Annotated in this window: 10 protein-coding genes; 8 read left to right on the forward strand and 2 right to left on the reverse strand. The window is 48.6% G+C overall.

Annotated elements, in window-relative coordinates; genetic code table 11:
- The first annotated feature begins 61 nt into the window (after positions 1-61).
- The 5 genes from groES (at position 62) to KIB08_RS00130 (ending at position 6,891) form a co-directional block, all read left to right on the forward strand.
- Positions 62-349: a co-chaperone GroES gene (groES, locus tag KIB08_RS00110; RefSeq protein WP_024049037.1), complete on the forward strand. Its 288-nt coding sequence runs from the start codon at positions 62-64 to the stop codon at positions 347-349.
- 65 nt (positions 350-414) lie between these two features.
- Positions 415-2,046, forward strand: coding sequence for a chaperonin GroEL (gene groL, locus KIB08_RS00115; RefSeq protein WP_159821805.1), 1,632 nt, complete (start codon positions 415-417; stop codon positions 2,044-2,046).
- A gap of 160 nt (positions 2,047-2,206) precedes the next feature.
- The gene (locus tag KIB08_RS00120; protein ID WP_303988168.1) at positions 2,207-2,467 is read left to right on the forward strand and encodes a type II toxin-antitoxin system HicB family antitoxin; all 261 of its coding nucleotides are present in this window, start codon (positions 2,207-2,209) and stop codon (positions 2,465-2,467) included.
- Between the two features lie 471 nt (positions 2,468-2,938).
- Positions 2,939-5,605, forward strand: a complete 2,667-nt coding sequence (locus KIB08_RS00125) for a valine--tRNA ligase (RefSeq protein ID WP_303988170.1) — start codon at positions 2,939-2,941, stop codon at positions 5,603-5,605.
- Positions 5,602-6,891, forward strand: a complete 1,290-nt coding sequence (locus KIB08_RS00130; RefSeq protein WP_303988172.1) for a bifunctional folylpolyglutamate synthase/dihydrofolate synthase — start codon at positions 5,602-5,604, stop codon at positions 6,889-6,891. Before KIB08_RS00125 ends, KIB08_RS00130 begins: the two co-directional genes overlap by 4 nt.
- Positions 6,892-6,916: 25 nt before the next feature.
- Here KIB08_RS00130 and KIB08_RS00135 read toward each other — a convergent pair whose 3' ends face one another.
- A complete protein-coding gene (locus KIB08_RS00135) occupies positions 6,917-8,671 on the reverse strand; it encodes a DUF4127 family protein (protein WP_303988174.1) in 1,755 nt (584 codons plus the stop codon).
- The gene (locus KIB08_RS00140; RefSeq protein WP_303988176.1) at positions 8,671-9,330 is read right to left on the reverse strand and encodes a trimeric intracellular cation channel family protein; all 660 of its coding nucleotides are present in this window, start codon (positions 9,328-9,330) and stop codon (positions 8,671-8,673) included. Before KIB08_RS00140 ends, KIB08_RS00135 begins: the two co-directional genes overlap by 1 nt.
- A 125-nt stretch (positions 9,331-9,455) precedes the next feature.
- Between KIB08_RS00140 and KIB08_RS00145 the strand changes: the two genes are divergently transcribed.
- Genes KIB08_RS00145 through KIB08_RS00155 form a run of 3 tightly spaced genes read left to right on the forward strand, consistent with a single transcriptional unit; the run spans position 9,456 to position 13,667 of the window.
- Positions 9,456-12,371, forward strand: a complete 2,916-nt coding sequence (locus KIB08_RS00145) for an insulinase family protein (protein WP_303988178.1) — start codon at positions 9,456-9,458, stop codon at positions 12,369-12,371.
- A complete protein-coding gene (locus tag KIB08_RS00150; protein WP_303988180.1) occupies positions 12,325-13,299 on the forward strand; it encodes a glutamate--tRNA ligase family protein in 975 nt (324 codons plus the stop codon). Before KIB08_RS00145 ends, KIB08_RS00150 begins: the two co-directional genes overlap by 47 nt.
- Positions 13,296-13,667: a CoA-binding protein gene (locus KIB08_RS00155; protein ID WP_303988183.1), complete on the forward strand. Its 372-nt coding sequence runs from the start codon at positions 13,296-13,298 to the stop codon at positions 13,665-13,667. Before KIB08_RS00150 ends, KIB08_RS00155 begins: the two co-directional genes overlap by 4 nt.
- The last annotated feature ends 93 nt before the right edge of the window (positions 13,668-13,760 follow it).

The raw sequence follows: 13,760 nt of genomic DNA on the forward strand, positions 1-13,760 counted from the left end.
TTAGCACTCGATAGATGGGAGTGCTAATAAATTCCGATAATCCTTCAAGGAGGTAGTGTAGATGTTAAAACCGTTAGCAGATCGTGTATTGATTAAAGTTGTGGAAGCGGAAGAAAAAACTAAAGGTGGTATTTTCTTGCCGGATACAGCGCAAAAGAAATCGCAAAAAGGGGAAGTACTTGCGGTAGGACCGGGTAAAGTAGCTGACAATGGTACGCGGATTCCGATGGAATTGAAAGCGGGCGACCATGTACTGTTTGCCAAATATGCCGGTACGGACATCGAAGAAAATAACGAAAAGTTTTTACTGATTGCAGAACGCGATGTTCTCGCTGTTTTGGACAAATAAAAGTCCGTCGATTTTACTGATACCAACGAATGTAGTATGTAAGTGTATATAAAGGAGCAAACTAAATGGCTAAAACAATTCAATTTAATGAAGAAGCACGTCGCGCTCTTTTGGCGGGTGTTGATACGCTGGCGAATGCGGTCAAAGTAACACTCGGACCGAAAGGCCGTAACGTTGTTCTGGATAAAAAATTCGGTGCACCGACGATTACCAATGACGGCGTAACGATTGCCCGTGAAATCGAACTCAAAGATACGGTAGAAAACATGGGTGCGCAACTCGTCAAAGAAGTAGCGACCAAAACCAATGACGTGGCCGGTGACGGTACGACGACAGCGACTCTCTTGGCGCAGGCGATGATTCGTGAAGGCATGCGCAATGTAGCGGCCGGTGCCAATCCGATGGTACTGAAACGCGGCATTGAAATGGCGGTTAAACAACTCGTTGAAGAAATTAAAGCACATTCGATTACCGTCGAAGGTAAAGATGCGATTGCACAGGTAGCGTCGATCTCCGCCGGCGATGAAGAAATCGGCCAAATGATTGCCGACGCGATGGAAAAAGTCGGTAAAGACGGTGTTATTACTGTGGAAGAGTCCAAAGGTATGGGCACGCAACTTTCTGTTGTGGAAGGCATGCAGTTTGATCGCGGTTACATTTCGCCGTACATGATCACCGATACCGACAAAATGGAAGCGGTGATGAGCGATCCGTACATTCTCGTTACCGACCGTAAAATCGGTGCGATCGCGGATCTTCTGCCGGCGTTGGAACAAGTCGTTCAGGCGGGTAAAGAACTTCTGATCATTGCGGAAGACGTGGAAGGCGAAGCATTGGCGACCCTCGTTGTCAACAAACTGCGCGGCACATTCCGCGCGGTAGCAGTTAAGGCTCCGGGCTTCGGTGATCGTCGTAAAGCGATGCTCGAAGATATCGCGATTTTGACCGGTGCGACCTTGATCACGGAGGATCTCGGCCGTAAACTGGACAGCGTCACCTTGGCGGATCTCGGTTCGGCTCGTCAGGTACGGGTAGCGAAAGACGAAACGACGATCGTTGACGGTGCCGGTCAGTCGGAAGATATTAAGGCACGCGTAGCGCAGATTCGTTCGCAATATGAAGCAGCTACCTCGGAATTTGACAAAGATAAATTGCAAGAACGTTTGGCTAAAATGGCCGGCGGCGTAGCAGTGATCGAAGTCGGCGCGGCGACGGAAGTCGAGCTCAAAGATAAAAAATTACGTTTAGAAGATGCTCTCAACGCGACTCGCGCAGCGGTCGAAGAAGGTATCGTCGCGGGCGGCGGCACAACGTTCCTTGATATCCAGGGCGCATTGGACCAACTGGATGTCGAAGGCGACGTACGTACGGGCGTACAGCTTGTTCGTCGCGCGATTGAAGAACCGGTTCGTCAGATTGCAGACAATGCGGGTCTCGAAGGTTCGATTGTAGTGGATAAAGTCAAAGCGGCCGGTGCCGGCATCGGTTTTAACGCATTGACGGAAGAATATGAAGACATGGTCAAATCCGGTATTGTGGATCCGGCTAAAGTCACCCGTTCGGCTCTGCAAAATGCGGCCAGCATCGCGGCTCTTGTTTTGACGACAGAAGCAGTCATTGCTGATGAACCGCAGGAACAGCCGGCAATGCCTCCGGCGGGCATGGGCGGCATGGGCGGTATGGGCGGCATGATGTAAGCTCGCCACATTCGCGTAAAATGCACCTCGTCATTTGACGAGGTGCATTTTATTTGATAAATTTCAGAACCTTAAAATAAGAAATAAGAAAAGTTTATGTCCCGATCATTAATACGTGTTATCGTATGTATTATACTAAAATATAAAATAGGGAGGAAGTATGAACAAAACGTATCCGGCAATTTTTACAAAGGAAGGATCCGGTAAATATGCAGTTTCTTTTCCTGATTTAGATGGGTGCTATACTTGCGGAAACTCTCTTGGTGAGGCGATGGAAAACGCTGCTGAGGCGTCCGGACTCTTTCTTGTTTCTGCATTGGCAGATGGAGAAACCGTTCTGATACCGTCAAAATTGGAAGATATTGCATACGATGAAAACGAAATCGTAGCATATGTCGTAGCAGATATAAAAGACGCATAGGATTTACATAATAGAACGTAACAACTTCGCATGGCTTGATGAAGTAGCACAACGAGAAAAGTAAACTTCTGAGCTGTGTTACGAGAGGCGTTAATTTGGTAAGCAGTGTGACTAAATATAAAATCTGCCCACGTGATATCATATCAACAGTGCGCGCCTATTTTAGGGTGGTATTCAACGTTATGTTTTATTTGACAATTAAGCTATGCTTTAGTACAATACTTGCAAATCGTTAATGACAATGACGGGAAGAAGAAACGCCCCTTCGGTGCAGAGAGCGATACACCGGCTGTAAGTATCGTCCGAATTGCGTTTTATGTCACCCCCGAGTCGGCAGAAAGAAAGGTCTGTCCGGTTGCGCACGTTACGCGTCTCAAGGGATCAATGGATAATTTAGGTGGTACCGCGGAAGCATAACTTTCGTCCTATGTGGGCGAAAGTTTATTTTTTTATTTAAAAGGAGGGGCCAGGATGGGACAATATAAAAATTTAACCAGCTATAATCCCGCTGAAATTGAACAGAAATGGTATCAGTTCTGGGAAGACAACGGTGTCTTTCATGAAGAACCTAAACCGGGGGAAAAAGCGTACAGTATTGTTTTACCGCCGCCAAATGTTACCGGTCAATTGCATATGGGACATGCGTTGGATGATACATTACAGGACGTTTTGATTCGTTTTAAACGGATGCAGGGTTATAATACGCTGTGGTTACCGGGTAAAGATCACGCCGGTATTGCAACGCAAATTAAAGTCGAAGAGGAGCTTGCCAAAGAGGGCTTGACACGGGATGATTTAGGGCGAGAAGCTTTTGTCGAACGCGTTTGGGAATGGAAAGAAAAATTCGGCGACCGGATCGGTCAGCAGATTCGTCGTTTGGGGGCTTCCTGCGACTGGTCGCGCGAGCGTTTTACATTGGATGAAGGATGCTCGAAAGCCGTCCGTGAAGTCTTTGTTTCCTTGTACGAAAAAGGCTTGATTTACCGCGGCTTCCGGATCACCAACTGGTGCCCTCGTTGCATGACGGCATTATCGGATGTCGAAGTGGAATACGAAGACGAAGCCGGTAAGCTGTACTATGTCAATTATCCGCTGCTCGACGGCGACGGATATATTCAGATTGCCACCACGCGACCGGAAACGATGTTGGGCGATACCGGTATCGCCGTTCACCCGGAAGATGAGCGTTACGCAAAGTATATCGGCAAAAAAGTTATCGTGCCGTTGGCTGATCGTGAAATTGAAGTGGTCGCTGACAGCTATGTCGAACCGGAATTCGGTACAGGCGCGGTTAAAATCACGCCGGCACATGATCCGAACGATTTTGAGATGGGGGAACGCCATCAATTGGAATCGATTGTTATCATGAATCCGAACGGTACGCTCAATGAAAACGCCGGCGCCTTTAACGGTATGGAACGATATACCGCGCGCAAAGCGGTAGTGGAAGCATTACGGGAAAAAGGTCTGCTGGTGAAAATCGAGGATGCCGATCATGCAGTCGGCCACTGCTCGCGCTGCCACACGACCATTGAGCCGCTTGCTACGCGGCAATGGTTCGTCAAAATGGAACCGCTGGCGAAACCCGCGTTACAAGCGGTAGAAGAAAAGCGAACAGAATTTGTGCCGCCGCGTTTTACGCAAACCTACACGCATTGGCTTGAAAATATTCGCGATTGGTGTATTTCCCGTCAGCTTTGGTGGGGCCATCAGATTCCGGCCTGGTATTGCAACGAATGCGGCGAAACGATCGTTTCCCGTGAAGATATCACGACCTGCCCGCATTGCGGCGGCAGCGTGACACAGGATCCCGATGTTTTGGATACCTGGTTCAGTTCGGCATTGTGGCCGTTTTCTACTATGGGGTGGCCGGATCAAACACCGGAATTAAAGCAATGGTATCCGACCAATGCTTTGGTAACCGGCTACGATATTATTTTCTTTTGGGTCGCTCGCATGATGTTTACGGGACTCGAATTCATGAAGGAAGCACCGTTCAAACACGTCTTTATTCACGGTTTGGTGCGTGACAGTCAAGGCCGTAAAATGAGCAAATCACTTGGCAACGGCATTGATCCGCTGGAAGTCATCAATAAATACGGTGCGGATGCCTTACGTTTTACGCTGATGACGGGCAATACCCCGGGGAACGACATGCGTTTTTACATGGAACGTGTCGAAGCAAACCGTAACTTTGCCAATAAAATTTGGAATGCTGCTAAATTTGTGTTGATGAACTTAGAAAGTTATGAAGAAACACATGATTTTTCGTCCGAAGAATTAACACTTGCCGATCGTTGGATTTTGGAACGCCTGGCGCAGACAGAAGAAAGTGTCACCGCGAATCTGGAAAAATTTGAATTGGGAGAAGCGGCGGGAAGTGTCTATGAGTTTATTTGGAATATCTTCTGCGACTGGTATATAGAGGCCGTTAAACCGCGTTTATATGCGGATGATAACGTAGCCGACCGTACGGTCGCGCAGAGCGTACTGGTTTATGTTTTAACACGTGCATTGGCGTTATTACACCCGTTTATGCCGTTTGTCACTGAACATATCTGGCAGCATTTACCGCATGAAGGTTTGACGCTGGCCAAAGCGCCATGGCCGATGCCCGATCCGGCGCTGCGTTTTGCGGATGCCGCCGAACAGATGGATCGTTTGATTGATGCCATCAAAGCCGTACGTAACTTGCGTGCGCAGGCGGATATTGCGCCGAGTCAAAAAGTCCCCCTGTTGCTGCGCGTGAAACGAGATGATTTGACGGCGGTAGTGGAAGATCATCCAATTTATTTTGAAAAATTGGCGAATACGAGTGCAGTGAACCTGCTTGCCAATGATGCGCCGGCGCCGGAAAATGCGTTGACCGCGATTACCGACGGTTTGGAAATTTACGTTAAATTGGCGGATGTGATCGACGTTGAAAAAGAAAATGTACGGATTCAGGCGGAAGAAGATAAGTTGCATCAGGAAGTCGCGCGTTTGGAGAAAAAGCTTGGTAATGAGTCGTTTGTAACCAAAGCACCTGCCGCGATTGTGGAAAAAGAACGCGAAAAACTGGCCAACTACAACGAGAAACTGGCCACATTGATGGAGCGTAGGGCGTTTTTAGCTACGCTTGCAAAGGAGAAGGCATGAACTATCAAGAATCGATTGCTTGGTTGACGGAGACGGCAGCGTTCGGTATCCAGCCCGGATTGCAACGAATCGAAGCACTTTTAGAAGGACTCGGTCATCCTGAAAATGCGTTTAAAAGCATTCATGTGGCAGGTACCAACGGAAAAGGAAGCGTTACCGCCATGTTGGAAAGTGTTTTGCAGCAAGCAGGCATTTCCTGCGGACGCTTTACTTCTCCGCATTTGGAAGAATATACTGAGCGAGTCCGTATCAATGGAACGGATATTTCGCCGTCGGATTTTGCGAATTATCTGAGCCGAGTACGCGAAGTCGCAGAAAAAAATGTCGCGGCGGGCGGTGAAATGGCAACGGAATTTGAGCTGTTGACAGCCTGTGCTTTTCTCGCATTTCAGGCTAAGGGCGTAGAATACGCCGTAGTGGAAGTGGGCATGGGCGGCCGCTTGGATTCGACGAATGTTATTATTCCGGAAGTTGCCGTGATTACTAATGTATCGCTCGATCATACGCAATATCTCGGCGCTACAGTGGAAGAAATTGCCGCGGAAAAAGCAGGGATCATCAAAGATGATGTTCCCTTGGTGACATCCGCACATCGCACCGCTTTGAAAATCATTAAAGAAATCGCGCATAAAAAGAATGCGCCGATATACATGTGGGATCGTGACTTTTCGGTCGAGCGACGCACGACATTCGATCGCGGCCAAATCATTACGCTCAAACGTAAAGATAACGCCGATGCAATGCTCTTTGTGCCGTTTTTCGGTATGCACCAGACGGTCAATGCGGCAGTAGCGGCTATGGCTTTAACTGTGTTAATGAAAAAGGAAGCACGGATTACGGAAGATCATTTGCGCGAAGGTATTTCTCGCGCGCAGTGGCCGGGACGTTTTGAGGTCATTGAGGGCGATGTGCCCGTGATCTTGGACGGCGCTCACAATGTTGACGGAGCGGCGGCACTTGCCATGACGCTGAATGAGATATATCCGGATAAGAAACGCTTTTTCGTATTTGCATCGTTGAAGGATAAAGACATTGAAGGTATCGTGGAAGAATTATTCCGTGAAGAAGATACTATTATCGCCGTACCTGCACCGACGCCACGTACACGCAGTGCAGAGGAGATCTGTGAATACTTACCGGGAACGACCGAACCCGCGGCAGACGTAGTTGCCGGTCTGGAACGCGCGAAAGAACTCGCGCAACCGGGAGATATCATTGTAGTTTGCGGATCGCTTTATTGTTTGGGTGATGCACGCCGTTATTTACGGCAAAAAACGTTGCATTAAAAAACGCCTCCCAGGAGGCGTTTTTTTATTGCTGTTGTATAGGTGCCGTGGTTTTGTCACCAGAAGTGCTTGGTGCTGACGGGGTAGCCTTGTCGCTATTCTGGGTATTTTGGGCTTGCGCCGCGCTCTTCGCAGCTGCTTTTTCTGCCGCCTTTCGCGCGGCTTCTTGGCGAGCCCGTTCGGCAAGGATATCTCTCATTAACGGATATTGCGGTGTCGGAGCTACCGTGATTTGCGTTTCAAAGAGACGTCCCCAGGGGAAACGTGCCGTTACAGTACGAGGATTGATGTCAAGGTGCTCTTCGGCAAAAGCTTGAATTTTTTCCACCAGCATTTCCGAAAGACGCGGATTTAATTTGCCGGAGTATTTGACATTGTCCGTGCGCAGGTTTTCCTGTGCACGGTAAATTTCTTTACGAATATTCGCCTGGTAACCCCAGTTATCCAAGTATTGCTCCGTCAACATGCGATGCTGTGCTTTTTCCGGCATTTGTGCGGCCAGAATGCCTTGCGCTACCGCGTAGCCCACCGTGTTTGAAGCGGTGTTCCAGCCGTTATATGCAGAAATTTTATAGAGCAAGTTGGCGTTTTGCATTTCTTTTAAAAGTGTATTATCGGAGCCGTTAGAATAAAAGATATCGGCGACGCTGACCGGAATGTGTCGCGAAAGCGCATCTTCCACACGGGTTAAAAAGGCAGCGGCACTTTTTCGCGGCATAGCAAGGTTGGCAAAGGCTTCCGATTCGCCGGTGACATCACTGAGCGGGGTGTTAACGGCTAACAAAAGGTCCGGTTTTTCCGTGGTAACAATTTCACCACCGACAGCAGTGACGTGATCGGCTATCGTTTTACCGATACTTTGATTTTCATAGTGCGGCATCGTATCAGCGCCGCCGCCGAGCGGGTAAATGACACGAATTTTGGGGGTTGTCTGGGAGCGATCCACGTGGTAGCGGGCAATTAATAAAAGACCTAATTGGTCAGCGCCGGGGAAGGAGCCGTAAACGCACGGCGACAGGTTAGCCGTTGCTTTTTTGAGATACCGAGCTTCTAATGAAGACTGCGAAAAACCGGCCGTATCGTCATGGCCGAGGCAGAAATAGGTGAGCACGCCGGAGGCGGCATCCTGAATTAACATTTCGTTGACCTGGTTGTTTTTCGTGCGTCGCGCAAACCAATCCTGCATATATTCCAGCGGTACGGACATCCGCAGCGATAAAAGTTTAGCGGACTCTTCCGCGGTCAAGCCTTCCGTATCGGCTTTGTCCTGCCAGTAGGCAATTTCAAAGATTTTCGGGCCGTAGTCGGCATAGTAGGAAGGTTCTACTTTACCGTCGCTGGCACGCGGGGAACGCATGATCGTGCCGAATGCATAGATCGGCAGCGTCGGATACGCATTGTGCAGAGCGGCCAGTTCCGAGAGACGATTTTTCAAGGTTAAAATATTGATATCATGCTTGCGGGAATCCACTAACCCGCCATAAATTAAAGTGTCCGTGGAAAGAACCAGTGCGTCTGCCTGATTGACGTTTTGTTTGACCCATTCCCAAACTTTATCCGGCGAGCCTTGGTAGCCCTGGTCGGAGAGATACGTTTCCGGCGGGGTCAGCACCGTGTAACCCGCTGCCTGTGCCGTATCCACAGTGTAGGCATAGCTGACGGGACGGTTGTCTTGCGGTACATATAAAATCGTTGCCGCGCATGCCGTTTGACCGGCACCAAAGGCAAATACACCGATCATTAGTGTTTGGATCGCTTTACGCCAAAATGTTTGTTTCATTATTTGCTCCTTTTGTTTTTACCCAAATAATCTCGTCGGTGAGCCCTGGGCAATTCCAATTTATGCCGAATTGCCAGTAAACGGATCAGCATGACAGTCAAAAATGCCAACGGACCGGCCCAAGCCAAAGTGGCGATCTGTCGTACCAAACAAAAAACGATGCCGCCGGCTAACGACGCGGAGGCATAGACTTCATTACGAAATACCACCGGAATGCGCAGTGCGCCGATATCTCGAATGATGCCACCACCATAGGCCGTAATCAGACCAAGCGTCACCGGCAACAGAAAAATCGAACGGGGATCCGCTGCCACACCTACCATTGCGCCGGTCACTGTAAAAGAAGCCAGGCCAAAGGTATCGGCAAGGTTGTACAGGTAGAGGGAATAGCGTCGGTATTTGTAGTTGCCGCGCAACCTTCGGAATGAAAATAGAAGTGCTACCACCGTTACCGGTGAGATCGCAATGTAGATGCCATCTTCGAGAGCGCTCGGCGGTGTGTTACCGACGAGTGTGTCGCGGATCATGCCGCCGCCTACAGCGGTTACTAAGGCAAGTATGGCAATGCCGAAAATATCCATGCGTCTTTGCATGCCCACCAATGCGCCCGAAATCGCAAAGGAAATCGTTCCCAAATAATCAAAAATCAGCGCAATCATACATCCTCACAGTTATCAAGATTGGCTATATTATACCATGTTTGAGAGGTGCACTTAAGATCTCCTCGAAGACCGATAAGCGCTGTGTTACAATAAGAATAGCAGAAAAATGAAGGAGTGATGTTGTGAAATACGAAAAAAACGATCAAGTCGCGGGCTTTACGGTCCAAGAAGTATCGTACATTAATGAAATTAGCGCGCAAGCGTATATAATGCAACACGACCAGACCAAGGCAAAGTTGTTGTTTTTAGCTACGGAAGATGACAATAAAGTGTTTTCGGTGACGTTTCGCACGCCGCCGGCTGACAGCACCGGTGTCGCGCATGTTTTGGAGCATTCGACGCTGTGCGGATCCGATAAGTATCCGCTGCGTGAACCGTTTGTCGAACTGGTCAAAGGGTCGTTGAATACCTTTTTAAACGCGATGACATTCCCGGATAAAACAATGTATCCGGTGGCCAGTCGCAACGCCAAAGATTTTCAGAATTTGATGGACGTCTATTTAGATGCCGTATTCCATCCGAATCTGCGCAAAGATCCGTATATTCTTATGCAGGAAGGATGGCATTATGAATTGGATGATGCGGATCGGCCTTTGATTTATAAAGGTGTTGTGTATAACGAAATGAAAGGTGCGTTGTCATCGCCGGATGATGTATTGGGACAAAAAGCGATGGAGGTGCTTTTTCCCGATACTACGTACGGACATGAATCGGGCGGTGATCCCGACCATATTCCGGAATTGACGTTTGAAGCATTCACGGATTTTTATCAGCAATACTACCATCCGTCTAATGCGTACTTTTTCCTCTACGGCGATATGCCGCTCGAAGAAACGTTGACGTATATTTCGGAAAAATACTTGAACGACTATCATTACCGGGAGATCGACAGTGAAATCGATACACAAAGTGCTCCTGCTACACGACAGAAAGCTACATTCTATTATGGCGTGACGGAGGATGAGGAACGTCAGGGGAAAACGCTGCATGCCATCGATATCGTCTTGCCGGATACTCTCAGCCCGGCGCAAATAATGGCGATGGAAGTTTGGAATTATGCGCTTTTGACTATCCCCGGGGCACCGTTACGTCAGGAAATTATCTCGAAAGGGTTGGCGACGGACGTTTCCGGCAGCATCATCGATAGTTTGAAACAGCCTGTTTGGCACATTGAGGCGATCGGCTCGGAACGAGAACACCAAGCGGCTTTGGTGCAATTGTTTGATACCTTTATGCAGAAAATTGCTGCGCAAGGATTTTCGTCTGAGCTTCTGAGCGCAGCGCTAAATCGTCTGGAGTTTTCGTTGCGGGAAAATGATTTTAACGGACGTCCCAAAGGACTGTTTTACAATTTGCGCGCATTGGATTTCTGGTTGTACGATCGCGATCCCTTACAGGGCTTGCGTTACGAAGAAGATATCCGAGAATTGCGTGAGCAGATTACCGCCGGAACATTTCATACCATTATTGGCGATCTGATTTGTCGTAACCCGCATCAAGCGGTCATTACCATGGCACCGCAAGTCGGTTTGCAGGAAGAAAAGGAGCAGGCGGTACGTGAAAAACTGGCAGCTTTTAAAGAAACGCTTTCGCCTGAAAAAGAGCGCCGGATTATCGAGCAGACGGCCACGTTGAAACGGCGGCAACAAACGGCGGACAGTGAGGAGCAACTTGCTACCATACCGCTCCTGGAACGCGACGAATTACCGCAAAAGGTCGATTCGGACACGTTGTTGCAGGAGACGGTTGAAGGTTTTCCGGTTTACCGCATGGCAGGGGAGAGCAACGGAATTTTGTATGCGACGCTTTATTTTCCTCTTTTGCATTTAACGACACAGGAATATTTATATGCGGTGCTTTTGAGTGATGTGCTTGGCGAACTGGATACCCGAGGTTACACTTACGCCGAGTTGGCGCAGCAAATTAATTTTCATACCGGTGGAATTACGGTCGGATTAAAAAGCGGTTCCCGGTACGATGATGACAGCGATGTGTACTCGTATATGGTGGTCCGAGGCAAAGCATTGACATCCAATACGTCACAGCTTGTTACATTGACCAATGAATTGATCAACCATACTCTGTTCGTCGACACGAAACGATTGACGGAATTGATCAATGAAAAGAAGACTGATTGGAATTTACAACTTTTCCGTCGAGGAAACGCATTAATGATGAACCGTGCATTGTCCTATGTTTCACCGTTGGAACGTTTACGCGATCAGTCGGGGTTAGCCTATTTTGCTTTCTTGCAGAACTTGGCACAGCGCACCACGGAAGAAATTATTACGGCGTTGCAGAAAACGAGTCGGCGCATTTTCCGGATGGCAGGATCGTTCGCGCTGATTTGCGGCGGCGAAGAAGAGCGCACTGCCTGGCAACAGGAAAGTCCGCGCTTGCTGGCGGATTTGGAACAAAAAAAATCAGAGGGTGCACCTCTTGTGCTGGATTTACATATCGGTAACGAGGGCTTTATCAGCGTGGGGAAGGTGCAGTATGTCGCGCAAGGCGGTAATTTCCGTCGTGCGGGACACACCTACCATGGTGCGCTGACCGTATTGGAACATATCCTACGCTATGAATATCTTTGGCAGAAGTTGCGCATTTTAGGTGGAGCGTATGGTGCGCATGCGCAAATTATGAGCAACGGCAACAGCGTTTTTTGTTCGTACCGGGATCCTAATTTAGCGGAAACATTACAGGTATACGCAGACATGCCGGCGGCCATCGGTCGATTTGAAGCGACGGATCGTGCGATGCGTCAGTATGTCATCGGTGCACTGGCACCGACGCAGACGCAGTTTACTTTACCGATGCGCGGAGAACGTGCAGTCAACAGAATGCTTTCCAAAATGCCTGACACATTCCGCCAGCAAATTCGGGATGAGATTATTCACTGTACGCAAAGTGACATTCGGGCGCAAGCACCGCTGCTGCAAAGTATCATCGCACAACAACATATCAGCGTGATGGGTGGTGCTACAAAACTCAATGAGCAACGTGAAATTTTCAGGGACATCATCAACTTCGGCAAATAATTACCGATGTCGCTATGCACCGAGTCCGACCGGTTACTTGCACTTGGGTAACGTCTGGACGGCATTAATCTCCTGGTGTGCGGCGCAACAAAATAACGGCCGGTGGATTTTGCGTCTCGAAGATTTGGATCAGGCTCGTTGCCAAAAAACATACGAAGATGCAATGTACGAAGATCTGCATGCGTTGGGCTTTGTATGGGAAGAAGGCCCCGATATCGGCGGTCCGTATGGACCGTATCGCCAATCAGAACGTTTGGGTATTTACAATAACATCATCGAACAGTGGCGTGAGGCGGGACAAATGTACGCTTGTACTTGTTCACGCACTCGTCGCTTAGCGATTGCGTCTGCACCACACCGTGGTGACCATCATGTGGATTATGACGGACATTGCCGTTGGCATGCACCTGAACGCACGAAAAGGCCGCCCTCCTGGAGGTACCGTGGCAGCAATGAAACTGTCACATACCAATCACGACGAGGTGAAACCATCTCTACGACTATGGTGGAAGGTGCCGATGATATACTCGTGCTGCGAGCCGATGGCGTGTACAGCTACCAATTTGCGGTGGCGGTAGATGATGCGATGATGCGTATCACGGAAGTTGTTCGCAGCGTGGATCTGGCGGAGTCGACAGGCTGGCAGGTGCGTTTTATGAATGCGCTTAATTTGACGGCGCCTATGTATTGGCATATACCATTACTTTGTGATCGGGAAGGAATACGCTTGTCAAAACGGCAGCACGGTATTACGGTTCGCAAGCTGTTAAAAGCGGGCAAAACCCCTGCGGATATATTAGGGTATCTGGGTTACTTGGCAGGGATTAATCCGCAGAGAAAACCGCAAACATTGCAGGAGCTGGCGAGCGTTGATCTTGCAGAATGGCAGTTGGATTCACTTGAGATTCGACTAAAGGAGGGCTTATGACGGTACAAGAAGCATTACAGAAAAAAGTGTGGGCAGTAGTGGGAGCGACACCCAAACCGGAAAAGTTCGGTTATAAAGTCTACATGGTTTTGAAAAAGAATGGCTACGAAGTCTATCCTGTACATCCGAACGCCATTGAAATTGACGGTGATCCTGTCTACCGCAGTATTTTGGATTTACCTGTAGTTCCTGATGTGGTAGATCTCGTTGTCGGCGAAGAGCCTGGGTTAAAAGCAGTAGCGGAATGTGCGGAAAAAGGAGTCAAAACTATTTGGCTCCAACCCGGCGCGGATAAACCGCGCGTTTTAGAGGCGGCGAGAGAAGCGGGAATCAATGTGATTCAAGATTGTGTTATTGTAAGGCTATGATTTAATTAGAAATTGATTAAATAAAAAAGATCTTTCTACTAGTAATAGTAAGAAAGATCTTTTTTATTGCCAGATATCAACAAAATGTAGTGG

The sequence above is a fragment of the Negativicoccus succinicivorans genome, from assembly GCF_018372215.1.
GTDB lineage: Bacteria > Bacillota > Negativicutes > Veillonellales > Negativicoccaceae > Negativicoccus.